Origin of the sequence: Pseudomonas anguilliseptica (genome assembly GCF_900105355.1) — a bacterium.
In the GTDB taxonomy this organism is placed as follows: Bacteria; Pseudomonadota; Gammaproteobacteria; order Pseudomonadales; family Pseudomonadaceae; genus Aquipseudomonas; species Aquipseudomonas anguilliseptica.
In genome coordinates this window covers 3,618,828-3,643,676 of the sequence record NZ_FNSC01000001.1, presented here as the reverse complement: position 1 = coordinate 3,643,676, position 24,849 = coordinate 3,618,828, and the positions used below count along the sequence as shown (strand labels likewise).

General features: G+C 61.5%; 21 protein-coding genes and 2 pseudogenes. 6 read left to right on the top strand and 17 right to left on the bottom strand.

Annotation, left to right across the window (positions count from 1 at the left end; genetic code table 11):
* Positions 1–55: 55 nt before the first annotated feature.
* The gene (locus tag BLW24_RS17805; RefSeq protein ID WP_090385065.1) at positions 56–490 is read right to left on the bottom strand and encodes a hypothetical protein; all 435 of its coding nucleotides are present in this window, start codon (positions 488–490) and stop codon (positions 56–58) included.
* Between the two features lie 190 nt (positions 491–680).
* On the opposite strand from BLW24_RS17805, the gene BLW24_RS17800 reads away from it, so the two are divergent.
* Entirely contained in the window at positions 681–1,265 is a 585-nt protein-coding gene (locus BLW24_RS17800) for a DUF1194 domain-containing protein (RefSeq protein ID WP_208600191.1), read from the top strand.
* A gap of 135 nt (positions 1,266–1,400) precedes the next feature.
* Here BLW24_RS17800 and BLW24_RS17795 read toward each other — a convergent pair whose 3' ends face one another.
* Positions 1,401–2,381, bottom strand: coding sequence for an IS5 family transposase (locus BLW24_RS17795; protein WP_090375421.1), 981 nt, complete (start codon positions 2,379–2,381; stop codon positions 1,401–1,403).
* Between the two features lie 312 nt (positions 2,382–2,693).
* Between BLW24_RS17795 and BLW24_RS17790 the strand changes: the two genes are divergently transcribed.
* A complete protein-coding gene (locus BLW24_RS17790; protein WP_090375546.1) occupies positions 2,694–3,785 on the top strand; it encodes an IS630 family transposase in 1,092 nt (363 codons plus the stop codon).
* A 61-nt stretch (positions 3,786–3,846) separates the two neighbouring features.
* Here BLW24_RS17790 and BLW24_RS17785 read toward each other — a convergent pair whose 3' ends face one another.
* The 14 genes and pseudogenes from BLW24_RS17785 to BLW24_RS17720 form a co-directional block, all read right to left on the bottom strand.
* Positions 3,847–4,386: a DUF2058 domain-containing protein gene (locus BLW24_RS17785; RefSeq protein WP_090385057.1), complete on the bottom strand. Its 540-nt coding sequence runs from the start codon at positions 4,384–4,386 to the stop codon at positions 3,847–3,849.
* Positions 4,387–4,525: 139 nt separating this feature from the next.
* On the bottom strand, positions 4,526–5,356 hold the full coding sequence (gene mazG, locus BLW24_RS17780) for a nucleoside triphosphate pyrophosphohydrolase (RefSeq protein WP_090385052.1): 831 nt from the start codon (positions 5,354–5,356) through the stop codon (positions 4,526–4,528).
* Positions 5,357–5,383: 27 nt separating this feature from the next.
* The gene (gene relA / locus BLW24_RS17775; protein ID WP_090385045.1) at positions 5,384–7,627 is read right to left on the bottom strand and encodes a GTP diphosphokinase; all 2,244 of its coding nucleotides are present in this window, start codon (positions 7,625–7,627) and stop codon (positions 5,384–5,386) included.
* 170 nt (positions 7,628–7,797) lie between these two features.
* A complete protein-coding gene (rlmD, locus tag BLW24_RS17770) occupies positions 7,798–9,150 on the bottom strand; it encodes a 23S rRNA (uracil(1939)-C(5))-methyltransferase RlmD (RefSeq protein WP_090385040.1) in 1,353 nt (450 codons plus the stop codon).
* Entirely contained in the window at positions 9,150–10,061 is a 912-nt protein-coding gene (cysM, locus tag BLW24_RS17765) for a cysteine synthase CysM (RefSeq protein ID WP_090385036.1), read from the bottom strand. The genes rlmD and cysM overlap by 1 nt, the downstream gene beginning before the upstream one ends.
* A gap of 94 nt (positions 10,062–10,155) precedes the next feature.
* Positions 10,156–10,494, bottom strand: a complete 339-nt coding sequence (locus BLW24_RS17760) for a DUF3325 domain-containing protein (RefSeq protein ID WP_090385033.1) — start codon at positions 10,492–10,494, stop codon at positions 10,156–10,158.
* A gap of 1 nt (position 10,495) precedes the next feature.
* A pseudogene (locus tag BLW24_RS17755) lies at positions 10,496–12,024 on the bottom strand (PepSY-associated TM helix domain-containing protein).
* On the bottom strand, positions 12,021–12,317 hold the full coding sequence (locus BLW24_RS17750; protein WP_090385027.1) for a DUF3649 domain-containing protein: 297 nt from the start codon (positions 12,315–12,317) through the stop codon (positions 12,021–12,023). Before BLW24_RS17750 ends, BLW24_RS17755 begins: the two are co-directional and overlap by 4 nt.
* Positions 12,310–12,606, bottom strand: coding sequence for a hypothetical protein (locus BLW24_RS17745; RefSeq protein ID WP_139272693.1), 297 nt, complete (start codon positions 12,604–12,606; stop codon positions 12,310–12,312). The genes BLW24_RS17750 and BLW24_RS17745 overlap by 8 nt, the downstream gene beginning before the upstream one ends.
* A complete protein-coding gene (locus tag BLW24_RS17740; protein ID WP_090385012.1) occupies positions 12,557–13,207 on the bottom strand; it encodes an alpha/beta hydrolase in 651 nt (216 codons plus the stop codon). Before BLW24_RS17740 ends, BLW24_RS17745 begins: the two co-directional genes overlap by 50 nt.
* Positions 13,204–14,700, bottom strand: a complete 1,497-nt coding sequence (locus tag BLW24_RS17735; protein WP_244161192.1) for a class I SAM-dependent methyltransferase — start codon at positions 14,698–14,700, stop codon at positions 13,204–13,206. The genes BLW24_RS17740 and BLW24_RS17735 overlap by 4 nt, the downstream gene beginning before the upstream one ends.
* Positions 14,701–14,789: 89 nt before the next feature.
* Entirely contained in the window at positions 14,790–17,030 is a 2,241-nt protein-coding gene (locus BLW24_RS17730) for a TonB-dependent siderophore receptor (RefSeq protein WP_090385006.1), read from the bottom strand.
* Between the two features lie 136 nt (positions 17,031–17,166).
* Entirely contained in the window at positions 17,167–18,462 is a 1,296-nt protein-coding gene (locus BLW24_RS17725) for a sensor histidine kinase (protein ID WP_276326444.1), read from the bottom strand.
* A gap of 48 nt (positions 18,463–18,510) precedes the next feature.
* Positions 18,511–19,220 (bottom strand): annotated as a pseudogene (locus BLW24_RS17720) (response regulator transcription factor).
* Between the two features lie 117 nt (positions 19,221–19,337).
* On the opposite strand from BLW24_RS17720, the gene BLW24_RS17715 reads away from it, so the two are divergent.
* From BLW24_RS17715 to BLW24_RS17700, 4 genes are read left to right on the top strand one after another with little or no spacing between them, the layout of a single operon-like run.
* The gene (locus tag BLW24_RS17715) at positions 19,338–22,088 is read left to right on the top strand and encodes a response regulator (RefSeq protein WP_090384994.1); all 2,751 of its coding nucleotides are present in this window, start codon (positions 19,338–19,340) and stop codon (positions 22,086–22,088) included.
* 35 nt (positions 22,089–22,123) lie between these two features.
* Complete coding sequence (locus tag BLW24_RS17710; protein WP_090384991.1) at positions 22,124–23,116, top strand: 2-hydroxyacid dehydrogenase; 993 nt, start codon at positions 22,124–22,126, stop codon at positions 23,114–23,116.
* Positions 23,117–23,143: 27 nt separating this feature from the next.
* A complete protein-coding gene (locus BLW24_RS17705) occupies positions 23,144–23,584 on the top strand; it encodes a hypothetical protein (RefSeq protein ID WP_090384982.1) in 441 nt (146 codons plus the stop codon).
* The gene (locus BLW24_RS17700) at positions 23,581–23,985 is read left to right on the top strand and encodes an META domain-containing protein (protein ID WP_090384979.1); all 405 of its coding nucleotides are present in this window, start codon (positions 23,581–23,583) and stop codon (positions 23,983–23,985) included. The genes BLW24_RS17705 and BLW24_RS17700 overlap by 4 nt, the downstream gene beginning before the upstream one ends.
* A gap of 77 nt (positions 23,986–24,062) precedes the next feature.
* Here the strand turns inward: BLW24_RS17700 and BLW24_RS17695 are convergent, their stop codons facing one another.
* Positions 24,063–24,827 (bottom strand): amino acid ABC transporter ATP-binding protein, encoded by a 765-nt coding sequence (locus BLW24_RS17695; RefSeq protein ID WP_090387786.1) that lies wholly within the window; start codon positions 24,825–24,827, stop codon positions 24,063–24,065.
* Between the last annotated feature and the right edge of the window lie 22 nt (positions 24,828–24,849).

The following is a 24,849-nucleotide window of genomic DNA, read 5'->3' as shown; positions in this document are numbered from 1 at the left end:
AAGGCGACTGCATGAGCGAGTACCTCCGAACATAACGCCGAGGATTTAGAGCACATCACCGACAGTGGACCGGCAGCGCAATCCAGTAGTCGAGTAATGGCGCAGCCCTGCCCAAACGCGTCCAAACCGCCAACAGTTCACGATAAAACGTCGGGTACGTGGCATACGCCTGACCATTCAAGCGGCACTCAATACGGTGCGTCACTCGCGCAAAAGCAAGACTGCCCTGGGTCTCACTGCCACTGTGGTTGACGATGAGGTAGGCCGGTTCCTTGCACGCCATGTGTTCGAGCAGCAGCAGCCGGTAGAGACCCGCATGGCGAGTTCGCCCATTCCCTTTCCATTGCCAACCCTGTTCAGCCAACTGAGCCAATACGGCCGTTTGTACAGATTCAGGCGATGTCAGCGCTTGCGGCTCCCGCTGCATGACAATAAACAGCGCGATCAACAATGTCAGCACCGGAAAAAGCCACGTGCGTGCGGCATTCATAGCACTGACCGTTGAAACAGGGGGCCTTGGCGTCATGTAACAGCCAATATCCACACATAAGTAGCAGCAGCCATTGGTAAGCAACCGCTGTCGTGCCTTCATGCAACAAGGCATAAACGTCTGCATCCAACGCCATTGCGCCCAGTCGCACCAGGTCTCCAACCACACTGATAGCCAATACTGCCATTAAGTGTTGGCGCTGATGGTCATGTGGAGCGGTGCCAACCAGCAAACCAGCGTAACGGAGTGGACCCTGCTCGACAGCACCGAGGCGATCAACAACTTCACTTACACCCTGGCCAATATGTTACGCCCCTACAGCAATATGACTGCACCCGGCTCAGCCCTGCTCTACGGGGCCGGGTTGTTCGCCGACAATGGCTTTGAGGGAACCCGGCAAGTCATTGATGTGTCTGGCGATGGCATACAGAACAGCGGTTTCAGCACCGCAGAGGCGCGCGATGCGGCGCTGGCGCAAGGGATCGACACCATCAACGGCATTACCATTGGCCAGGACTACGCCGCCGGAGAACTGCAACAGTGGTATGTAGATAATGTCGCCGACGGCACCAATGCCTTTGTCATGAACGCAGACACGTTCAGTGACTTCGGCCAAGCACTGGAGCTAAAACTGGCCGCAGAAATAGATGGGAGCCATGTGCCTGAAGCCGCCCTTCCCGCGCCCATTGAGGACATCCCCTGGCAAGGCCAGTTAGGCCTACTTGGCCTCTTAGGCTGGTTTTTTTGGTACCGGGACAAACTAGGGATGGTCTGAAGTAGCCCTGTATTTCCGGTCAACTTCAGCCTCCGCTGATTTTGAAAGCGGAAAACTGATCAAAAACGATCAAGTCATCCGCTCATTTCGGTGTTTCTGGCCGCCGCGAGCACCTCGCAGCGGTCATTTCCCACATTACAGGCGCACCTCTCCTGCATTCGTCAGCAAATGTCGACGGGCCATCCACAGGTTCGACAGGGCGAACAGCGTTACCAGTTGTGCGGTGTTTTTGGCCAGGCCACGGAAACGCGTCTTCACATAACCGAACTGACGCTTGATCACCCGGAACGGGTGCTCGACCTTGGCGCGAACTTGCGCCTTGGCCTTCTCGATCTTGCGCTTGGCTTTGTACAGCGCGCTGCGCTTACTCAACGTGTTGTACGTACTGCGGCGGGCTGCGATCTGCCAGATCACTTCACGGCCTTCATGTTCTGGCCGCTTCTCTACGCCGGTGTAACCCGCGTCGGCACCCACCATGTTTTCTTTGCCGTGTAGCAGCTTGTCGACCTGAGTAACGTCTGCAACATTGGCTGCCGTGCCGATCACGCTATGCACTAAACCCGACTCGTCATCGACGCCGATGTGCGCCTTCATGCCGAAGTAATACTGGTTTCCCTTCTTGGTCTGGTGCATTTCCGGGTCACGCTTACCGTCCTTGTTCTTGGTCGAACTCGGCGCATTGATCAGCGTGGCATCGACGATGGTGCCTTGGCGCAATGACAAACCGCGGTCACCCAAATAGCCATTGATGACGGCCAAGATGCCCGCAGCCAGTTCGTGTTTCTCCAGCAATCGGCGGAAGTTGAGGATGGTGGTTTCGTCGGGAATGCGCTCCAGGCTCAGACCCGCAAACTGGCGCAGGATGGTGGTCTCGTACAGAGCCTCCTCCATCGCCGGGTCGCTGTAGCCGAACCAGTTCTGCATCAAATGAACCCGTAACATCGCCATCAGCGGATAGGCTGGACGTCCGCCTTCACCCTTGGGGTAATGCGGTTCGATCAAGGCAATCAAACCCTTCCACGGCACAACCTGATCCATCTCGATCAGGAACAGCTCTTTGCGGGTTTGCTTGCGCTTGCCGGCGTACTCGGCGTCGGCGAAGGTCATCTGCTTCATCGGAAAACTCGGCGGGTGGAGTTCAGGTATTTTGCCAAATTCAGGAAGTCTTCTTCAGGGTTTCCCTAGAGCCCGCGGCGATACTTAAAGCCTGAACCCTGTAAAACACCACGCTGGCGTAACATCCATGCATGGGGTAGCAGGGGCCAAGTGGACGGCTAGCAAGCTCATTGGGTGATATGGCCATTTCCCGCGCTTCACGTACAGCTATCAACGCAGCTGTAAACCGCCTAGCGAGCTGTCTGTAAAATTCGTTAATCCAATGTCGGGCCAGTATACTGCGCGCTCTATCGTCATGAATTGAGCTCCCATATGGCCCGGCCAGCAGCCCCATTCTTCTTGAGTCCCAGTGATGCCGACATGCTGCAAGGCTGGTTACGCATGGGATCGCTGCCTCAGAGCATCGGCCAGCGGGCCAGAATTCTGTTGCTGCTGGCCAACGGTCTCACGCCCAAGGAGATCAGCGAGCAGCTGCAAGTCTCTGCGCCAGTGGTCTTCAAATGGCGTAAACGCTACCAGGAGACCGGTCTGGAGGGGCTGAGTGACCTGCGGCGCAGTGGAGCGCCTCGCAAGCTCAACGAAGCGAAGATCAAGGAAATCCTGACGCTGACGACCCAGCGAGTCCCGCGCGAAGCTACCCACTGGAGCCTACGGTTGATGGCCAAGTACGCTGGGGTCAGCATCTGGCAGGTCGCACAGGTGTGGGCTGCTGCCGACCTCAAGCCGCACCGGTTGAAAACCTTCAAGATCAGTAACGACCCGCACTTTGCAGACAAAGTGGTCGATGTCGTCGGGCTCTATTTGAATCCGCCCGACAACGCCCTGGTGCTATCTGTTGACGAAAAAACACAGATCCAGGCGCTGGACCGCACACAGCCCATGCTGCCGCTCAAGCCCGGGCAGATTGAGCGGCGGACGCATGACTATAAGCGCCACGGTACGGCCAGTCTGTACGCAGCCTTTGACATCCTGACGGGTAAGGTCATCGGCCGTATCACCCAGCGGCACAGGGCCAAGGAGTTTTTGGAGTTCCTTCGACAGATCGACCGCAGCACCCCCGCCGAGCTGGACCTGCATGTAATTCTGGACAACAGCTCGACTCACAAGACCGCTGCCGTCAGGGAATGGCTGGAGAAGCATCCCCGTTTCAAGCTGCACTTCACACCGACCAGCGCCTCGTGGCTGAACGCCGTGGAGGGCTGGTTTGCGCAACTGGAAAGACGGGCGCTTTATCGTGATGCCTTCAGCAGCGTGGCTGACCTGAGAGCGGCGATACGTCGCTTCATTGAGGCTCATAACGAACATTCGGCTAAGCCGTTCCGCTGGAGCAAAACGGCTGAGTCGATTATCAGCTCCGTGCATCGAGCAAAGCTGGCCGTAATTCGGAATGAGTTATTGGATTAACCAGACAGGCCACTAGCGGCCGTGCACAGTGCTAGAGCAAGGCTCTGTCACGCCAAGGTACTCACCACATCAGATCATCGGGCACCTGGTAGGCCGCGTACGGATCATCGGCATCCGGTGCTTCGGTCGGGGTGTTGAGCAGCACCACGCGCTGGGCGTCGCGCTCCTGAATCTTCAGTGCGGCCTCGCGCGGGATCACTTCGTAGCCGCCGCCGTGACGCACGATGGCCAGTGAGCCGCTGCTGAGTTTGTTGCGCATCAGGGTGTTGACCGACAGGCGCTTGACCTTTTTGTCGTCGACGAAGTTGTAGTAATCCTCGGTGATCAGCTTGGGCAGACGCGAGACTTCAATCAGTTGCTTGATCTGAGCGGCACGGGCCTTCTGCTCGATCTTTTCCTGCTGCTGACGATTCAGCTCCTGATCACGCGCGGCCTTTTCGGCCATGGCCTGCTGGGCGGCAAGCTTTTGCGATTCGTCCTTCTCGGCCTGACCTTTATGCACCAGGCGCTGTTGTTTCTGCTGCTGCTTGCCGGCCTGCTTGGCCTGCTTTTCGTTGACCAGCCCGGCTTTAAGCAACTGATCGCGTAGTGAGAGAGCCATAACCTACCTTTCCAACCTTCAATATTAAGTGGCGTACCCAGCACAACCGTGACGCGCTATTCGCACGTTGGATTACGCCTCACCATCCAGCGTGTGCCTGCCGATGGTGGATAAAAAGAGCGTCATCCACCCTGCGGGCTCAGCAACTCGGGGAGTGCTTTTCCAGTTTCTTGGCTTCGCCCCAGAGCGTGTCCAATTCATCCAAGGCGCAATCTTCCATGCTGCGCCCCGCTTCGCGCAATGCCTGCTCGATAAAACGAAAACGCCGTTCGAACTTGGCGTTGGCCGCACGCAGAGCAGTTTCCGGATCGACCTTGAGGTGCCGGGCCAGATTGCTGACCACAAACAGCAGGTCACCGATTTCTTCGCCAATCGCCTCAGGGTCGTTCTCGCTCATGGCTTCGAGCACTTCATCCAGCTCTTCGCGCACCTTGTCCACCACCGGCAAGGCTTCAGGCCAGTCGAAGCCGACCTGGGCGGCGCGCTTCTGCAACTTGATTGCCCGGCTTAGCGACGGCAGCGCCGTGGGCACGTCGTCAAGCAGCGAGAGTTGCTCAGGGGCAGTGGCCTTCTCGGCACGCTCTTCGGCCTTGATCGCTTCCCAGCGCTGCTTGACCGCGGCCTCTTCCAGCTTGGCCACATCTACCGCGCCATACAGATCGCCATCGGGGAATACATGAGGATGGCGGCGAATCAGCTTGGTGGTGATGCCATCGACCACCTGGGCAAACTCGAAGCGCCCTTCTTCACGGGCCAACTGGCTGTAATACACCACCTGAAACAGCAGATCGCCCAGCTCGCCGGGCAGATGATCAAAATCGCCGCGCTCGATAGCATCGGCCACCTCGTAGGCCTCTTCAATCGTATGCGGCACGATGGTCGCGTAGCTCTGCTTGAGGTCCCATGGGCAGCCATGCTGCGGGTCGCGCAGGCGGGCCATCAGGTGCAGCAGGTCGTCGAGTTGGTACATGGCAAATCCAGTTAAGCCGCAAGCGCCTCAGGAAACCCGATGGCGGCGGGCCTCGATAATATTCGGCAATTGGGAAATCCGCCCCAGCAGACGGCCCAACGCATCCAGCCCAGGAATCTCCACGGTGATCGACATGGACGCGGTGTTGTCGTCCTTGTTCGAGCGGGTATTCACCGCCAGCACATTGAGCTTTTCGTTGAGCAACACCTGGGTCACGTCACGCAGCAGACCGGAACGGTCGTAGGCTTTGATAACAATTTCCACCGGATAGGTCTGCACCGGCACCGGTCCCCAGTTGACCTGAATAATTCGCTCCGGCTCACGCCCGGCAAGTTGCAGCACCGAGGCACAGTCCTGACGGTGGATGCTCACGCCACGGCCCAGAGTGATATAGCCGACAATCGGATCGCCCGGCAGCGGCTGGCAGCAACCAGCCATCTGCGTCAGCAGGTTGCCGACGCCCTGAATCTGGATATCGCCACGCTTACCTGGCTTGAAGCCCAAGGCCTTGCGCGGGATCAGTTCGAGCTGCTCGTTGACCCGATCCGGCTCGACCAGCTGTTGCGCCAGGTTAACCAGTTGCGCCAGGCGCAGATCACCGGCACCGAGGGAGGCAAACAGATCCTCGCTGGTCTTCATATTGGCCTTCTCGGCCAGTTTTTCGAAGTCCACATGCGGCAGGCCAAGACGCAACAGTTCGCGCTCAAGCTGCTGCTTGCCTGCGGCGACGTTCTGGTCGCGGTCCTGCAGTTTGAACCAGTGGACGATCTTTGCCCGCGCCCGACTGGTGGTGACGTAACCCAGGTTGGAGTTCAGCCAGTCGCGGCTCGGCGTGCCGTGCTTGCTGGTGATGATCTCTACCTGCTCGCCGGTCTGCAGGCTGTAGTTGAGCGGCACGATGCGCCCGTTGATCTTCGCGCCCCGGCAGTTGTGACCAATCTCGGTGTGCACGCGGTAAGCAAAATCCAGCGGCGTCGCCCCCTTGGGCAGGTCGATGGCGTGACCGTCGGGAGTGAACACATAGACCCGGTCCGGCTCGATATCCACGCGCAGCTGCTCGGCCAGGCCGCCGATATCACCCAGTTCCTCGTGCCATTCGAGCACCTGACGCAGCCAGGAAATCTTCTCTTCGTAATGGTTGGAGCTGGCTTTGACGTCGGTTCCCTTATAGCGCCAGTGCGCACACACGCCCAGCTCGGCTTCCTCGTGCATGGCCTGGGTGCGGATCTGCACTTCCAGCACCTTTCCTTCCGGACCGAGCACGGCGGTGTGCAGCGAGCGGTAGCCATTTTCCTTGGGGTTGGCGATGTAGTCGTCGAACTCTTTGGGAATGTGCCGCCACAGGGTGTGCACGATACCCAGGGCCGTGTAGCAATCACGCACCTGGGGCACCAGCACGCGCACCGCGCGCACGTCGTAGATCTGGGTGAACTGCAGGCCTTTGCGCTGCATCTTGCGCCAGATCGAATAGATGTGTTTGGCCCGACCGCTGATATCGGCCTTGATCCCGGTGGCCTCCAACTCCTCGCGCAGCTGACCCATCACTTCATTGATGTAGTGCTCGCGATCCAGCCGGCGCTCATGCAGCAGCTTGGCGATCTGCTTGTACTGCTCGGGTTCCAGATAACGGAAGGACAGGTCCTCCAGCTCCCACTTGATATGGCCGATACCCAGGCGGTGAGCCAACGGTGCGTAGATGTCGAACACCTCGCGAGCCACGCGCTGGCGCTTCTCGTCATCGGCCTCTTTCACCGCGCGGATCGCGCAGGTGCGCTCAGCCAGTTTGATCAGCGCCACGCGCACATCATCGACCATGGCCACGAGCATCTTGCGCAGGTTCTCCACCTGCGCCTGGGAGCCTAGCACCAGAGAATCACGCGGATTCAAGGAGGCGCTGATAGCGGCCATGCGCAACACGCCTTCCACCAGCTTGGCCACCACCGAGCCGAAACGCTGATGCACCAGCGCCAACGGCACCTTGCCCTCGCGTACGCAGCGGTAGATCACGGCGGCAACCAGGGAGTCCTGATCGAGCTTGAGGTCGGCGAGAATTTCGGCGATTTCCAGACCGGAGCGGAAACTCGACGCGCCCTCAGTCCACAAATTCTTCGCGGCATTGGCCTGCTGCTCAGCCTCGCGGGCGAACTCGCAGGCTTCGCGCAAGGCGTCACGATCCAACGCCGGATCAACACTCAGCACATGCCCGAGCCAGGCTTCAAGGTTGATGCTGCCGTCGTCGTTGATCGGCTGATGCGCTCTGACCTGAACCATCTTGCTTACCTTCCCTACGGTGCACGACATGCACACCGAACAGTCGCCGACTTCTCTGAGCAGGTCGGTTTAACCACTTAAGGCGCGATCCCTGTGCGCCCCTGCAGCACCGAGATAAGGGCGACGCCGGATAAAACCAAGCACCTGCCGCCGTATCCCGGCGCTTCTATCTACTGCCTGACAAACAGCGCCATCGCTTCGACGTGCGCGGTTTGCGGAAACATATCGAGGATACCGGCACGTTCCAGCCGATAGCCTTGCGCTTGCAACTCGGCGCTGTCGCGGGCCAGGGTTGTCGGGTTGCACGACACATACAGCACCCGTTTGACGCCAAGCGTCGTCATTTGCTTGACCGCATGCAGCGCGCCATCACGCGGCGGGTCCAGCAGCACGGCAGCAAAACCGCCCTGCGCCCAGCCAGCGTCAGCCAGCGAGTTGGACAGGTCGGCCTGGAAAAAGTGCGCATTGCCCAGGCCGTTGCTCGCGGCATTCTCAGCGGCGCGCTCAACCATGGCCTGCACGCCCTCCACCGCCACCAGTTCCCGCACCCGCTGGGCCAGCGGCAAGGCGAAATTACCCAGACCGCAGAACAGATCCAGCACCCGCTCATCGGCCTGCGGTGCCAGCCAGTCCAGCGCCTGCGCAACCATGGCGTCATTCACCGGCTGATTGACCTGGACAAAATCGCCAGGTCGGTAAGCCAGGTCGAGAGCAAAAGCATTCAGGCGATAACTCAGCTGCTGCGCTGGGTCATACGGCTGCGGCTCGGCGCTGCCGTGCAACCACAACTGCGCCTCCTGCGCGGTGCAGAACGCCTGCAAGCGAGCCAGGTCTGCTTCGCTCAACGCAGCGGTATGCCTTATCAGCACAGCACTGGAGCTGCCGCTAAACAACTCGACATGACCAATGGCCTGGGGTTTATCCAGCTCACGCAACACCTGCGGTAATGCGCGCAGGATCGGCTGCAAGGGTTGTACCAGCACCGGGCAATCGCCGATGGCGATGATGTCCTGGCTGGCCGCTGCGCGAAAACCAACGTCCAGACGCTTGGCTTTGTTGTCCCAGCGCACGGCAATGCGCGCGCGGCGGCGATAACCCAGCTCCGGGCCGACCAGCGGCGCGGCCCATTCCTGCGGCTGAAGATTGGCCAAGCGGCTCAGCTGCTCGGCGAGCATGCGCCGTTTCAGGGCAAGCTGATCGGCGTGGGGCATATGTTGCAGGCTGCAGCCACCACAGACCTTGGCATGCGCGCAGGCTTCGCTGCGTCGCTCGGCACTGGCCGTAAGAATGCGCTCGACACGCGCCTCGACCACCTTGCCGTGGGCACCGAGCACCCGCGCTTCGATTTGCTCGCCGGCCAGTGCGCCGCTGACAAACCAGGTACGCCCTTCATTGAACGCGATGCCGCGGCCATCGTTGGCCTGGCGCTCGATCGCCAGTTTCTGTTTCTTGCCCACCGGCACTTGCGGCGCGCGGGAACCACCGCTGGGTTGAAAGCGCAGACCGCCGTCTTTCTTGGCCATCAGTTGCTCTGGCCATCCGTACCGGGGGCGTCGTAAACGCCGCTGGACAGGTAACGGTCGCCACGATCACAGATAATGGCCACCATCACCGCGTTCTCCACTTCCTGGGACAGGCGCAGCATCGCCGCCACCGAGCCTCCAGAGGACACCCCACAGAAGATGCCTTCTTCACGCGCCAGGCGGCGCATCATGTCTTCAGCTTCCTGCTGACCCATATCGATGATGCGGTCCACCCGCTCGGCCTGATAAATCTTCGGCAGGTACTCCTGCGGCCAGCGCCGAATACCGGGAATCGCCGCGCCTTCCATCGGCTGCAAACCGACAATCTGCACCTCGGGCTTCTGCTCTTTCAGAAAGCGCGAGACACCCATGATGGTGCCGGTGGTGCCCATCGAGCTGACGAAATGGGTGATCTGCCCGCCCGTCTGCTGCCAGATTTCCGGGCCGGTGCTGGTGTAATGGGCAATCGGGTTGTCGCCGTTGGCGAACTGGTCGAGCACCTTGCCCTTGCCATCGGCCTGCATCTGCAGGGCCAGGTCGCGGGCCTCTTCCATACCGCCGACCAGAATCAGCTGCGCGCCGTAGGCAGTCATCGCCGCCTTGCGTTCGGCGGTGGAGTTGTCCGGCATGATCAGCACCATGCGGTAACCCTTGATCGCCGCAGCCATGGCCAGGGCGATGCCGGTGTTGCCGCTGGTGGCCTCGATCAACACATCACCGGGCTGGATGTCGCCGCGCTGCTCGGCGCGAGTGATCATCGACAACGCCGGACGATCCTTTACCGAACCGGCCGGATTGTTGCCTTCCAGTTTCAACAGCAAGGTGTTGCTGGTGTTGCCCGGCAGGCGCTGCAGGCGCACCAGTGGGGTGTTGCCGATGCAATCGGCGATGGTTGGGTAATGCGGGCTCATGGCGAACGAGATGATCCAGAAGCAAAGAAGGCCGCCATGATAACGGCAAACTGCGCCCGGCCATATCAGCGAACACCACTACACGGCAGCAAAATTACCCCACCAGGGCGTACAGCAACAGCCAGCACGGCAGCCCCAGCACCGGCGCGTACACCGCAAGACGAGGTGCATAGGGCAACAGCAACGCCAGGGCAAAGCCGCTCAGCGACAGCATGCCGAACCAGCCCACCGGGCCCATCGCCCAACCCCAGGCTTGCGCACAGCCCCACAGGCTGGCCGCCAGCAGCAACCAGCCGCTACCACGCAGAACGCGGCGTTGCAGCAGCGTCGGCGCCCTGCCCCAGACCTGTTTGTAGTGCCGCTCAAGGCCCTGACACAGCGCCAGCATGCTGCTGTAGGCCAGCAACAGACTGCCCAAGAATGCCGTCATCATGTCAACTCACCTGCGCCTGTGCGTGCCGCACTCGCCGCTCGCTGTGTTGCACCTGTGGCTGACGCAAACGCCAGACACTCCAGGCCAGCAGCAGGCCCAGCGCGACCACCGTCACCTCCAGCCACAGGCGCATGCTGTCGCCCCAGGCCTGGCCGTCACTGATTGCACTGAGCAGCGGCAAGCCCAGGCACAACAGCGCCGCCAGGCTCAGCTGCTCGCACCAGGCCTGCAGGCGCGGGCGCAGCCAGGCATGCAGCAGGCTCAGCAGCCAGATTGCAAAGAAGCCGCGCAGCTCCCATCCGGCACGCTGGGCCAGCTCAACTGGCAACAGGCGGTTGAGCCACAGCAGGCCGATACAGGCCACGGCCAGGCCAGCGACCGTCGCCACGTTGAGGCTTTCCACCAGGCGATAGAGCTGTTGTCCTAGCGCACTTTCACTGGCGTATTTTCGCCGCCGCTTGACGGTAAACAGCACCAGCCCGGTGGCGATCATGGCGCTGCTGAGCAAGCCGCAAACGAAGTACAACCAGCGCATCGGGTAGCCGCCGAACTGCGCAAAGTGCAGGCCAAACATCACCCGTTGCACCAGCACAGTGGGGCGCAGCTCCGGTGGTCCGGCCAGCAGCTCACCGGTAACCCCATCGAAGACCATGTTGTGGCCCTTGGTCAGAGCGATGCGGTTACCCAGCACCCGGCGCATTTCAATACGCGCATCACTGCGTCCTGGGTGCTCAATCACCACACCGCTCAGCGGCCCCATACGCGCCTCAGCCTGGGCCAGCAGCGGAGCCAGATCAGTGAGCGGGCCTGGCTGGTCTGAACCGCATGATGCTCTTCTGGAACGTCAATATGCTCCTGGTAGAACGCCGCAAAATCACCGTTATAGAGACTGTCCAGCGCCGCCGGCATATAGATCAGGGCAAAGATCAACAGACCGGTATAGGTGATCATCAGGTGAAACGGTAACAGCAGCACTGCACTGGCATTGTGTGCATCGAGCCAGGAACGCTGGCCCTTGTTCGGGCGGAAGGTGAAAAACTCCTTGAAGAATTTCTTGTGAATGATGATGCCGCTGATCAGCGCCACCAGCATGGCCATCGCCGCCAACCCGACAATCCAGATACCCGGATTACGTGGCATGCTCAGGCTGTAGTGGAAACGAAAGAAGAATGTACCGCCGGCTGTGTCGCGCACCACCAAGGGCTCACCGGTGAGTGGATCCAGGTAAGTGCTGATGCCCGAGCGCCGATCACCCGCCGTCACCCGCAAGGCGGGCATGCGCTCGCTGGGCAGGCTGATGTTCCAGGCGCTGGCATCGGCATGCTGGCGTTGCAGATAAGCCACGGCGTGCTCGACAGCCTGAGCGCTGCTGACCGACGTCTGCTTGATCTCCGGCTGCATCCAGTGATCGATCTCCTGGTCGAACACCGCCAGGCTGCCGGTGAGAAAGATGGCGAACAGCAGCCAGCCGAACAGCAGGCCACCCCAGGTGTGCAGCCAGGCCATGGATTGGGTCAGGGTCTGTTTCATGCCAGGCGCTCCAGCAGGTGTGGCCAGAAGCCGATCAGCACCAGCGGCGCAGCGGCTGGCAATACCGCCCAGGCGCGCCAGGTGCTGCGTGCGGCAAACGCCCAGAGAATCGCCAGGGTGTAGAAGGTGAATGACAGCAAACTGGCGATCAGCAGCGCGTCCACCCGGTCCAGCGGCAACAGCTGCGCCAGGGCGGCGGTCAATGCGTAGGTGAACACATAGCCGCCCAGCAGCCCGGCCAGCACCCGTGAACAGATCGGCCACGCCAGGGTTGTTTCTCCGGCCTTACTCATCGCGTCCCTCCTGCGCCAAGCCGGCCGCCATGCGCAATGCCGGCCGCAAGGACGCGGCCAGCATCGGTCCATGGCCCAAGCCGGCAAATTCCTGATAGTTCACCTGCAAGCCCGGCCAGCGTGCCAGGCGTTCGGCCATCTGCCGCGCGGCATCGGCCGGAACCGCGGCCATGGCCTTGCGCCGCTGTTCCAGCACTGCCGGATCGACGCCGGGTCGGGCATGGCCGGGCAGGCCTTCGTCACTGCCGCGCACGATCAACAGCTGGGCAGTGGCCCCCGGCAAAGTCACGCTCAGTCTCCAGCAACAGCCCGGTTTGCCACCACAGCGACGGGCTGGCGGCGATGTAGCGGCTAAAGCTGGCCGGCTGGGTGAACAGGGCATTGAGCACGAACAGCCCGCCGAACGAATGCCCCCAGAGCGCCTGTTGCGCCGGATCAACCGGTTGCAGCGCGGCCACCTGCGGCTTGATGCGCTGCTCGAGCAAAGCCAGAAAGACCGCAGCACCGCCACCCTGCACCCCGTTGAACGCCTGCATCGGCTGACCATCGCGGCGTGCCGGGGTGTAGTCGAGGGTGCGCGCCGGCACATTGAAGGGCTTCCCTCCTGCATGCCCGATAAATACCAGCAGCGGCGGCGTACCCGCCTCCAGTTCGGCCAGCCATTGCGCTTCCAGCGCCGCCAGCGCGGCATGGCCATCAAGCAGGTAAAGCACCGGAAAACCGCTGACCGGTGCCGCACGCGCCGGTACCAGCAACTGCACCTGATAGCTGCGCTGGGCATCTGCCGACTGCACCTGAAACGGCTCAAGCCGTTGGTAACCGGGATAATCCGCAGCGCTCGCTACGCTCAGCCAGAGCAGGCAAGGCCACCATAACCAGCAGCGCTTCATGGCAATACTCCCAGTACTTGCCAGCTGGGCAAGGTGCGTTGCTCGAAGTGCTGCACGCGCTCGACAACCTGTTCCACGCCAAGGCCATAACGGCGCAGCAGCGCCTGAATGGTTTCACTCAGCAAGGTGCCGCGTAACTGCGGATGCTCCAGCAGCACGCGGGCGGCGGCCATTTCCAGCATGTCTGCCGACACACTCGCGCCCAGGCTTGGCGCGGCCAGGTGTGCGTAACCAACGCCCTGCAACGTCCCCTCAGCCAGCAGACGGTTAAGCGCCTGGCAGCGGGTGACATCCACCGACGCGTGCAGCAGCGGATGGGCATAGCCCGCCCAGGTCAACAGCTGCAAGGCGCCACTGAGCTGGCCAACCTGCGCCGTCAGGGCGGGCCGCCGCGCCAGTTCGGCAAAACTCTGCGGCCCCTCGCCAAGGGCCTGCAACAGGGGTTGATACAACTCGGCAGCGCCCTGCAACGGGCCAATGCGCGTTGAAAACTCCACCGCCCCCGGTGCCGGTGCCGGTGCTGCGGGCAACAGTGCCCAACAGCTGTCCAGCAAGGCTTGCCGATGTTCCGTGGCCGACAAGGCCTGATCGCCGCGTTGGTACAAGTCACTGCGCTGGGCCTGGTTGCGTGCCAGGTCCTTGGCGGTTTCCCGCAGCGCCGGATCCGTCAGGCCCTGAATCGCGGCCAGGCAGTTACCGGGCAGCGACACTGCATCGATGTTTTCCAGTGGAATGGCGCTGCCGATCAGTTGACAGCCAAGGCTGGCAAACTCTGCCATGACGTCGGCCACCTGCAGCGGTTGCCAGTGCTCACACAACAGTTCATGGGCCAGGTAATCCAGCCCCTGCTCGGCGCTGCGCGCCAGCAGCCGGGCCATCTCAGGCTGCTCGACAAAATAGCCGGCGCCGCCCTGTTGCAAGGCCTGCAATGCCTCCAGAGCCGCCTGCACACGCTGCGGCGGTGAACCTTCACTGTGTTGCGCGTGTTGCCAGATAAACCGCTGAGCCGCCGCCAAGGGCGCCATGCCGGGCTGACACATATAACCCAGGCACAGCAGTCCATTGGTTTTGAGGCGCTGCTCGACAAAGCCACGGATGGCCGCACGCTGCGCAGGCGCCACCCAGCTGTACACCCCATGGGCGACGATAAAGTCATAACCCTCGCCCGGTTGCGCGAGCAGCTCGGTGAAATCGGCCTGCACAAACTCGATATTGCTCAGCTGCGCAGCCGCCGCCAGACGCCGGCCATGCTCGATGTGCTGCGGATTGAAGTCCACCGCCACAAACTGCCCCGCCGGGTTGCTGGCCGCCAACAGCAGGCTGTTCAGGCCCTGCCCACAGCCCAGCTCGCAGTAGCGAAAGCCCGCCTGCAGGTTGCCAGCTCGCTGGCCGAGGGCCGTCTGCAGCGCCACCAGCCAGCTGGGCGCCAATTGCGGCTGCACATGATGGGGATAGGGCAACTCGGCCAGATACCCCTGATTCCACACTTGCATTAAGCGTTTTCCTGCACTGAAAAGACTCCGCCAGGACACGCCTGGCGGAGCCGAAACCCGCCGTAGTAACGGGTAAGGAGCACGATGACCTAGAAGGATGCGGTGACCGAGGCGAAGTAGGCACGCCCGGCTTCGTTGTAGGTATTGGCACCGGCTTCGGTGGCGTTGCCTTCGCGGTAGATGCGTTTGTCGAACAGGTTGTTGATACCCATGCGCACGCTGTACTGCTCATTGAAGGCATAGCCGGCGCTGACGCCCATCAGGCCGTAGGGATCGATGTCCTTCTGTGCCTGACTGTCGATCGCCACGTTGCGTCGGGCGTTGTAGCTCGGGGACTCCTGAGTGCCGTAGTAGGTGCCGCTGACCTGCAGCGACAGCTTCTCGGTGGCGGCCCAGTCCAGGCTGGTGTTGACGGTGTACTCGGGGATGATGCTCAGCGGCTCGCCGCTGTCCTTATCCTTGGACTCGATCATGTAGGTGAAGTTGGTGTTCCACTCCAGCGTCGGGCTGAGGGTGACGAACAGGTTGCCTTCAACCCCCTCGACCACCGCCTTGCCGGAGTTTTCCCAGTTCTGCACACGACGACCGTTCGCCAGGCGGAAAGCCGCCGTGTTGCTGGAAACGATCTTGTTCTTGTAGTCGTTGCGGAAGTAGGTCGCGCTGGTACGCCAAGTGCCTTTGTCCAAAGCCAGGCCGATTTCCTTGTTGATGCTGGTCTCCGGCTCCAGATCCGGATTACCGATCAGGTAGCAGCCACCGGCGTTGGCTTCTGCCGCGTTACAGCCAAAGCCCATGCTGTAGAGCAGGTAGTTGGGGTTGGACTGATACAGGTTGGGGGTCTTGTAGGCCCGGGCGATGCCGCCTTTGAGGGTCAGCTCGTCGGTCAGTTCATGGGAGGCGTTGAGGCTCGGACTCCAGTTGCCGCCAAACTCTTCATGGTCGTCATAGCGCAGCCCAGGGGTAACTATAGTGCGCTCACCTACCTCGATATTGTCCTCGGCAAACAGGGCAAAGCTGTGCGCGGTGGTCTTGGTCTGGTTGCGGTCAAAACCCGGAATCGCCGGCACACCGCCGACACCTGGGTCCCAGGTTTGCGCGCGCAGGGAGCCGGGGTCATTCAGACTCTCATACAGGTATTCGCCGCCCAGGGTCAGCACCTGCGGCGCGCCCATCTCCAGCGGCAAGTTGACTTCGGCATTGCCACGGGTGTTGCGCAGGCGCGACATAAACACCCCAGCCCCTTCCGCCGGCGCACCCTCGCCCCCTCCGGCCCAACCTTCATTGAGGCGCTCGTTACGGGTGTAGTCGTAGGCCAGCGAAGCAGTGGAGCTGCCCCAGTCGTACTCGCCGTTATGCGTCAAGGCATAGCTGCTGCGCTGGATAATGTTGGTTTCCTTGCCATACAGCTGGTTCACGAACGCACCACCACCGTTGAGCATGGTGTCGCCGGCGTAAATGTTGCCCTGACGGCTGTAAGTGGCTTCCAGATCCAGGCTATGGGCGGGGTTCAACTGCCAGCTGAGCAGGCCACTGATGTCCTTGTTGCGCACGCCTTCACGGCCCGCCACCTGGCTCCCTACGGCGGCGATGTCATTGGCATTGATATCCGCATCATCGGCATTGGTCTTGTTGGCACCACCGTAGAGGCGGAAGGCCAGGCTGTCATTCAAGGCACCGCTGAGGTTGAAGTTGGCGCGTTGGCCGGCCCCTTCGGCGTCGTCTTCCGGCTGGATCGCGTACAGGGTGACCGAGCCACGCAGCTGCTCGGTCGGCCGCTTGGTGATGATATTCACCACCCCGCCCATGGCCCCCGAGCCATAACGTGCGGCGGCCGGACCACGGAGAATTTCGATACGCTCAACTTCTTCAGCCGGCACCCAGTTGGTTTCGCCACGGGTGTCGCGATCACCGGTCCAGCCATATCGCACGGCGTTGCGCGAGCTGGAAGGACGACCATCGATAAGAATCAGGGTGTTTTCCGGGCCCATGCCGCGCAGGTCGATCTGGCGGTTGTTACCCCGGCTGCCACTGGTGCTGTTGCCGGTCAGATTAACTCCTGGCTCGCGGCGAATCACATCGGAGAGATCATTGGCCGGCGGGCGCTTCTTGATGTCTTCAGCGGTAATGATCGATACGCCTGGCGCTTGCTTGAGCTCCTGCTTGGCGGTGACCACAGCATCCTTGAGCTTGATCGCATCGGCGGGCTCGGCGGCTGCACTCAGAGCATCCACCTCGGCATCCACCACCTCGGCGGCAAACAGCGTGCAGGGGGAAAGACTGGCCGCAACGACGGCCAATGATAGATGACTGAGCATGAATCGCGACTGCATGAACACCCTCTCCTGTGGCGAATGGTCCGCATCCAGGCTCAGGCGCTGACAGCAAAGCACTGCGCTAACCCGACCCGTACGCGGGAACAGCGCAGATGATACTAATTCTTATTTGTCAGTAAAGATCATTTACAATCTATACACTTTTCAACCGGAAATTCAGGCGCAAACCTTCACCCGTGTTCTCGGCCCAAATTGCTCCGCCCTGCATCTGCATGTCGCTGCGAGCAATCGCCAGGCCCAGACCAAAACCATCACCGCCCGGTCGATCTGCAGACAGACGAATAAACGGCAAGAACATCTGCTCCAACTGTGCTGCCGCAACACCACCGCCCTGATCCTCCAGCCAGAACAGCCAATCGCCCTGCTCCAAGCGCCCATCCAGGCTGATCGTTGCGCCAGAGGGTGAATGCCGAATGGCATTGCGCAAACCGTTTTCCAGCGCCTGCGCCAGCCCATTGAGATGCCCGCGCACACAGCAGTCCTCAGGTAACAGGCAACGCAGCTGGGCTTGCGGCCAGCCGCTTTCAAAGCAGGCATCCTCAGCCAGCAATGCCCACAGTGATGGCAGGTTGATCGGCTCCAGCGGTGGTTGCGGACGCTCCGTACCCAACCAGATCAGCTCCAGAGTGTCATCGACCAGGCGCTGCATGCCGCCGACTTCACGTTCCAGACGTTGACGCAGCGACTCGGCATCCAGACCACTTTCACAGGCCACCCGCAAGCGGCTCAGGGGCGTACGCAATTCATGGGGAAGATCGCGCAGTAGCTGACGCTGCAGACTGAGCATGCCCTGCAGACGCTCGGCCATATGGTCAAAAGCGCGGCCCAGCTCACCCAGCTCATCCCGGCGGATACTGATCTGACTGGCCATGCGCACACTGAGCTGCTCTGCACGCAGGGCATTGGCCTGTTCACGCAGGTGCTGCAATGGGGTAATCAGCAGGCGATACAGCAAGGCACAGAGCAAAAGCGCCAGCCCGCAGGGCAACAGGCCGTGCACCAGCAACTGGGCGCGCCAGGTAAAACCCTGCGGCAAAAACCGCTCCGGTAACTCGATAACCAGCTGGCCATCCAGCGGCTGCAGCGGAAATGGCAAGGCAATTACCGGCAGGCCATTGGCGCGTTTGCTCATCGGCCAGTCGATACGGCGCATGGCGGTAAGACGCTCGGTTTCCTCAAGACTCAGGGCGCGCGTACCCAGCGCACGCAAATCGCGCCCGACCACCGTCAGCCAAACCGACTCGCGCTGCTGCATCTGCGTCTGCCAGCGCTCGACGCCTTCGGCACCGCCGCTGCGCCAGGCCTGCTCGGCTTCGCCGGCATAGTCGAGCAGTTGCTGCTGCGCCGCCTCGCTGAGCAGATAACCGCGAAACTCGATGCGCCCACCCCAGGACCAACTGACCCAGATGATCAGCAGGCAGAAAGCCATAACCAGCAAAGCCAGCCGCCAGAACAGTGAGTGGCGCCCGGGCATACTTCAGAGGCCCTCACGGGTGAACAGATAGCCCTTTCCCCACACGGTTTCCAGGCGCCCGGAGCTGTAACCAAGGGCCAGCAACTTGCGTCGGATATGGCTGATATGCATGTCCAGGCTGCGGTCGTGCCGCGAATAGGCGCGGCGCAGCACATGCTGGTAGAGGAAGGCCTTGGTCATCAAGCCTTCCGGATGGCGCACGAACAGCTCAAGCAGGCGAAATTCGGTCTGGGTCAGATCAGCCCATTGCCCGCGCAGACACACATCCGTGCGCGAATCGTCAAACTGCAACTGCGGATCCAGCCCCGGAGCAGTAAATTCGCGCCGCTCATAAGCCACCCGCCGTAATACCGCCTCGATGCGCACTTTCAGCTCATCCATGCTGAACGGCTTGGGCAGGTAGTCATCCGCGCCCTGGCTGAAACCGGCAATCCGGTCCTGCTCGCCGCCCAACGCCGACATCAGAATGACCGGCACACCGCGCTGCTCACGTAGCCTCTGCAGGGCCTCCAAGCCACTGAGGCCAGGCAGCAGGAGTCCATCAGGACCAAATCGAGATCACCCTCGGCTGCCAGTCGCAGCCCTTCACGGCCATCGCGACTGAGGGTGACGCAGTAACCGCTGTCCTGCAGGTGCTGTAGCAAATGGCTGGCCAGCAGCGGGTCATCTTCAACCGCAAGAATCCGCGCGGCTGGGCGGGAACAAGTGAGCACGAACAATTCACCGACTCAAATGAGAATAATTCTACCTACTAACCACACCGCACTCACCTACAGATTCTCTCCGGCTGAATCGCTACACTGCCAAAACATCACCCAAGGAGGCAGCGCGTGTTAAAGGATTTAGGCATCAAAGGTCGTGTGCTCATGCTCACCCTGCTGCCCACCAGCCTGTTGGCGCTGGTGTTGGGCGGCTATTTCACCTGGGTGCAATTGTCCGATCTGCAGGGGCAATTGCTGCAGCGCGGGCAGATGATTATCGAGCAACTTGCGCCGCTGGCCGCACCGGCGCTGCATGCCGGCGACAGCGAGGTGCTGCAGCGCATTGCCAGCCAGGCACTCGATCAGCCGGATGTGCGCGCCGTGAGTTTTCTCGCCGCCGAGCGCACCACCCTGGCCCATGCTGGGCCGAGCATGCTTAACCCCTCGCCGGCAGCTGGCGAGCCGCAACCCGCGCAGAACAGCAACCAGAACGCCACGCTCTTTCTGTTGCCGGTGTATCAGCAGCACCTGAGCATCACCGGCAAAGCCACTGAGGAACCTGGCACTCGGCTGCTTGGCTGGGTCGAGCTGGAGCTGTCCCACCACAGCACCCTGCTCAGCGGCTACCGCAGCCTGCTGGCCAGCCTGCTGCTGATTGCCACCGGGCTGATGGTCACCGCCCTGCTCGCCGTGCGTATGAGTCGCACCATCAACGACCCGCTGCGGCAGATCAAACAGAGCGTCGCCCAGCTCAAGGATGGCCATCTGGAAACCCGCCTGCCGCCACTCGGCAGCCATGAGCTGGACGAACTGGCCTCGGGCATCAACCGCATGGCCGAGTCGCTGCAGAACGCCCAGGAAGAACTGCAACACAGTGTCGACCAGGCCACCGAAGACGTGCGGCAGAACCTGGAAACCATCGAAATCCAGAACATCGAGCTCGATCTGGCACGCAAAGAGGCCCTGGAGGCCAGCCGGATCAAGTCCGAATTCCTCGCCAATATGAGCCACGAGATCCGCACCCCGCTCAACGGCATCCTCGGTTTCACCAACCTGCTGCAGAAAAGCGAACTGACGCCGCGCCAGCAGGATTACCTGGGCACCATTGAAAAATCCGCCGATAGCCTGCTGGCGATCATCAACGAGATTCTCGATTTCTCGAAGATCGAGGCCGGCAAGCTGGTGCTGGAAAACATCCCGTTCAACCTGCGCGACCTGCTGCAGGACACCCTGACCATCCTCGCTCCTGCCGCCCACGCCAAACAGCTGGAGCTGCTCAGCCTGGTCTACCGCGACACGCCGCTGTCGCTGATCGGCGACCCGCTGCGGCTCAAGCAGGTACTGACCAATCTGGCGAGTAACGCGATCAAATTCACCCGCGCCGGCACTATCGTGATTCGCGCCATGCTCGAAGACGAAAGCGCCGACCGCGCGCAGCTGCGCATCAGCGTGCAGGACACTGGCATCGGTCTGTCCGATGACGACCTGCGCGAGCTGTTCCAGGCCTTCAGCCAGGCCGACAATTCGCTCAGCCGCCAGGCCGGCGGCACCGGCCTGGGCCTGGTGATTTCCAAGCGCCTGATCGAACAGATGGGCGGCGAGATCGGCGTCGACAGTACCCCCGAAGAAGGCTCGGAGTTCTGGATCACCCTGAGCCTGCCCAAGGCGCGTGACGATGCCGAAGACCTGCCGCGACCACCATTGCTGGGCCGTCATGCTGCCGCCCTGGAACACCACGACCTGGCGCGTCAGGCGCTGCAACATCAACTGGAAGACTGCGGCCTGCAGGTCAGCGGCTTCGACAACCTCGACAGCCTGCTCAGCGCCGTGGCCGAAGCGCGACATAGCGCCCAGCCAATCGAACTGGCGGTGCTCGGCGTCAGCACCCAGACCTTGCCGCCAGAGCGCCTCGATCAGCGCATCTGGGAGCTCGAACGCCTAGGCTGCAAAACCCTGCTGCTGTGCCCCACCACCGAACAGTCGCTCTATCACAGCCTGTTGCCGGATGCGTACAGCCAACTGCAGGCCAAGCCCGCCTGTACCCGCAAGCTGCAGCGCGGCCTGGCCGAGCTGGTTAGCCCGCGGCTGAACCGTGCGGAAAACAAGCAAAGCGCCCCGAGCCGCCCGCCGCTGATTCTCTGCGTCGACGACAACCCAGCCAACCTGCTGCTGGTGCAAACCCTGCTGGACGATATGGGCGCCCAGGTCAGCATCGCCAACAGCGGCTATGAGGCCGTGGAGAAAGCCGCTAAGCAGACGTTTGACCTGATCTTTATGGACGTACAGATGCCCGGTATGGACGGTCGTCAGGCCACAGAAGCGATTCGCCAACAGGAAAATGAGCGCAACCAGAGCCCCGCGCCGATTGTTGCACTGACCGCTCACGCCCTCGCCAACGAAAAGCGCGCCCTGCTGCAAAGCGGCCTGGATGACTACCTGACCAAGCCGATCAGCGAACGCCAACTGGCCCAGGTGGTGCTCAAGTGGACCGGCCTGGCCCTGCGCAACCAGAGCAGCGAACACACCGGCATCAGCGCCACGCATAACAACCTCAGCGTGCTGGATGCCGACGAAGGCCTGCGCCTGGCCGCCGGCAAAGCGGACCTGGCCGCCGATATGCTGAGCATGCTGCTTGCCGGCCTGCCCGGCGATCGTCAAGCCATTCGCCAGGCGCGTGACAGTGGCGAACGCAACAGTCTGATTGAGCGCGTACACCGCCTGCACGGCGCTACCCGTTACTGCGGCGTGCCGCAGCTACGTGCAGCCTGCCAGCGCAGCGAAACCCTGCTGAAACAGAATGATCCGGCATCCCAGCAAGCCCTGGATGAACTGGATGCTGCCATCGACCGATTGGCGCGGCACGCCCAGGTCAGTGCCTGAGTCAGGCGCTGCGAAGCCACACGTCAAGGAGCCCCATGCGCATCATTTTGTTCAGCAGCAAGCCTTACGACCAACAGAGCTTTCGCGCTGCTGGTTTCCCGGACGACTGGCAGCTGAGTTTTCAGGAAGCCCATCTGCGGCCAGACAGCGCCGGCCTGGCTGCCGGTTACAAGGTGGTTTGCGCCTTTATCAATGACGACCTTAGCGGCCAAGTGCTGCAGCAACTGGCGGCCGGCGGTACGCGGCTGATTGCCCTGCGCTCGGCTGGCTACAACCATGTCGACCTGCACGCCGCGCACGCCCTCGGCCTGACCGTGGTACGCGTGCCCGCCTACTCGCCACATGCCGTCGCCGAACATGCCCTGGCGCTGATCATGACCCTCAACCGACGCACTCACCGCGCGTTCAACCGCACCCGCGAGGGCGACTTCTCCCTGCATGGGCTGATCGGTTTCGATCTGCACGCTAAACAGGTCGGGATTATCGGCGCCGGACAGATCGGTCTGACTTTCGCGCGGATCATGGCCGGCTTCGGCTGCCAATTGCTGATCCATGACCCAGCGCCCATCGCCGAGCTACCCGCCGGCGCGCGGCAGGTGGGGCTGAATCAACTGCTCGAAAGCAGCGACATCATCAGCCTGCACTGCCCGCTCAACGCCGCTACTCACCACCTGATCAACGCCGCACGGCTGCAGCAGATGCAGCGCGGCGTGATGCTGATCAATACCGGGCGCGGCGCCTTGATCGACACCCCGGCGCTGATCGGCGCGCTGAAAAGTGGGCAACTGGGCTATCTGGGCCTGGATGTTTATGAGGAAGAAGCCGAGCTGTTCTTCGAGGATTGCTCCGAACAGCCGCTGCAGGATGATGTGCTGGCGCGCCTGCTGAGCTTCCCCAATGTACTGATTACCGCGCACCAGGGCTTTCTAACCCACGAAGCATTGGCGGCGATTGCCAGCACCACCCGCGACAATATCGCCGCCTGGCTGGGAAATGCACCGATCAATCAGCTGCTTCCTGCCGCGTGATAGCATTTAGGCCTATTTGGAGGCTCCATGGCTGAACACGACTTTCGCTACAACCTGCTCAACCCCGAGCACACCCTGATCGAATGCCGCGCATTGGCACCGGGCCGTTACCAGGTCACCGGCAATGGCGGCTCAATCCAGAGTGGCGACACCCTGCTGGTTACCCTCAAGGGCAGCCGTGAGCTGTCCATGCGCCTGCAGGCCGACAAGGTTCGTCACCTGATCAACCCGCGTGGCCAGTGGGTCGCCGTGGCCACCGGCCCGGCCTTCAAGGAGCTGGCGATATTCAATTGGCAGGCCAACTGTGACAGCTGCAACGCGCAGCTGGACTTCGAATTCGCCGTCGACGCCGCACTCGGTAAAAAGGCCCAGGCGCAGGCCGCCGAAGCACGGATCAAGGAGTTGGGCTGGCAATCGAAAAACGCCAAGCACCTGTGCCCGAAATGCATCAACAAGGAGGCTATATGAAACGTGCACTGACTATCAGCCTGCTGGCTGCCGGTCTCGTGGGCTGCGCCACACCAACACCTCAGCTGGAAACCGAGCACAGCTATCAGGTGGAATTGATCGGCGAACGCCCGCTGATCGACCGCAGCCACCTGACTATCACCCTGGGTGACGACGGCCGCGCCTATGGCAACGCCGGCTGCAACCACTGGTTTGCCGGTTACACCCTGGAAGGTGACAAGCTCAGTTTCAGCGCCGCCGGCAGCACCCGCAAGATGTGCGCACCGGCGCTGATGGAGCAGGAAGCGCGCTTTCTCGACAGCCTGAGCAAGGTAGAGCGCTGGGACTTCTCCGCCACCGAACAGCTGCAGCTGTGGCCCGCCGAAGGCAAGCCATTGCGCCTATGGCCTGAGAGCAAATAAGAGCCCGTCTCGAATCTGCTACCCATGCGCAAATAAAAAGGGAGCCCGAAGGCTCCCTTTTTATTTGCGACTGAAACTCAGTGAATGATCTGACTGAGGAACAGCTTGGTGCGTTCGTTCTGCGGGTTGGTGAAGAAGGCGTCGGGCTCGTTCTGCTCAACGATCTCGCCCTTGTCCATAAAGATCACCCGGTTCGCCACGGTGCGGGCAAAGCCCATTTCGTGGGTTACGCAGAGCATGGTCATGCCATCTTCAGCCAGGCCGATCATGGTATCCAGCACTTCCTTGACCATTTCCGGATCGAGAGCCGAAGTCGGCTCGTCGAACAGCATGATCTTCGGCTTCATGCACAGCGCACGGGCAATCGCCACACGCTGCTGCTGGCCGCCAGAGAGCTGGCCTGGGTACTTGTTGGCCTGCTCCGGAATACGCACGCGCTCGAGAAAGTGCATGGCAATCTCTTCCGCCTGACGCTTGGGCATCTTGCGCACCCACATCGGCGCCAGGGTGCAGTTCTGCAGCACGGTCAGGTGCGGGAACAGGTTGAAGTGCTGGAACACCATACCGACTTCACGACGCACCGCTTCGATGTGCTTGAGGTCGTGGGTCAGCTCGGTGCCATCGACCACGATACGCCCCTGCTGGTGCTCTTCCAGACGGTTGAGGCAGCGGATGGTAGTCGACTTGCCCGAGCCGGAGGGCCCGCACAACACAATACGCTCACCGGCCTGCACATTCAGGTTGATGTCTTTGAGCACATGAAACTGACCGTACCATTTGTGCACGCCCTGCATCTGGATCATGCCGGCAGCCGCTACCGGCTGTTTGTTTGCTTCACTCATGCTTGCTTCATTCATGGCGTGG

Bases quoted from the DNA above. Each gene is read 5' to 3' on its own strand.
- BLW24_RS17805 (WP_090385065.1), bottom strand. From the start codon at position 490: ATGAATGCCGCACGCACGTGGCTTTTTCCGGTGCTGACATTGTTGATC.
- BLW24_RS17795 (WP_090375421.1), bottom strand. From the start codon at position 2,381: ATGAAGCAGATGACCTTCGCCGACGCCGAGTACGCCGGCAAGCGCAAG.
- BLW24_RS17790 (WP_090375546.1), top strand. From the start codon at position 2,694: ATGGCCCGGCCAGCAGCCCCATTCTTCTTGAGTCCCAGTGATGCCGAC.
- BLW24_RS17785 (WP_090385057.1), bottom strand. From the start codon at position 4,386: ATGGCTCTCTCACTACGCGATCAGTTGCTTAAAGCCGGGCTGGTCAAC.
- mazG (WP_090385052.1), bottom strand. From the start codon at position 5,356: ATGTACCAACTCGACGACCTGCTGCACCTGATGGCCCGCCTGCGCGAC.
- relA (WP_090385045.1), bottom strand. From the start codon at position 7,627: ATGGTTCAGGTCAGAGCGCATCAGCCGATCAACGACGACGGCAGCATC.
- rlmD (WP_090385040.1), bottom strand. From the start codon at position 9,150: ATGGCCAAGAAAGACGGCGGTCTGCGCTTTCAACCCAGCGGTGGTTCC.
- cysM (WP_090385036.1), bottom strand. From the start codon at position 10,061: ATGAGCCCGCATTACCCAACCATCGCCGATTGCATCGGCAACACCCCA.
- BLW24_RS17760 (WP_090385033.1), bottom strand. From the start codon at position 10,494: ATGATGACGGCATTCTTGGGCAGTCTGTTGCTGGCCTACAGCAGCATG.
- BLW24_RS17750 (WP_090385027.1), bottom strand. From the start codon at position 12,317: ATGAGTAAGGCCGGAGAAACAACCCTGGCGTGGCCGATCTGTTCACGG.
- BLW24_RS17740 (WP_090385012.1), bottom strand. From the start codon at position 13,207: ATGAAGCGCTGCTGGTTATGGTGGCCTTGCCTGCTCTGGCTGAGCGTA.
- BLW24_RS17735 (WP_244161192.1), bottom strand. From the start codon at position 14,700: ATGCAAGTGTGGAATCAGGGGTATCTGGCCGAGTTGCCCTATCCCCAT.
- BLW24_RS17730 (WP_090385006.1), bottom strand. From the start codon at position 17,030: ATGCAGTCGCGATTCATGCTCAGTCATCTATCATTGGCCGTCGTTGCG.
- BLW24_RS17725 (WP_276326444.1), bottom strand. From the start codon at position 18,462: ATGGCTTTCTGCCTGCTGATCATCTGGGTCAGTTGGTCCTGGGGTGGG.
- BLW24_RS17710 (WP_090384991.1), top strand. From the start codon at position 22,124: ATGCGCATCATTTTGTTCAGCAGCAAGCCTTACGACCAACAGAGCTTT.
- BLW24_RS17705 (WP_090384982.1), top strand. From the start codon at position 23,144: ATGGCTGAACACGACTTTCGCTACAACCTGCTCAACCCCGAGCACACC.
- BLW24_RS17700 (WP_090384979.1), top strand. From the start codon at position 23,581: ATGAAACGTGCACTGACTATCAGCCTGCTGGCTGCCGGTCTCGTGGGC.
- BLW24_RS17695 (WP_090387786.1), bottom strand. From the start codon at position 24,827: ATGAGTGAAGCAAACAAACAGCCGGTAGCGGCTGCCGGCATGATCCAG.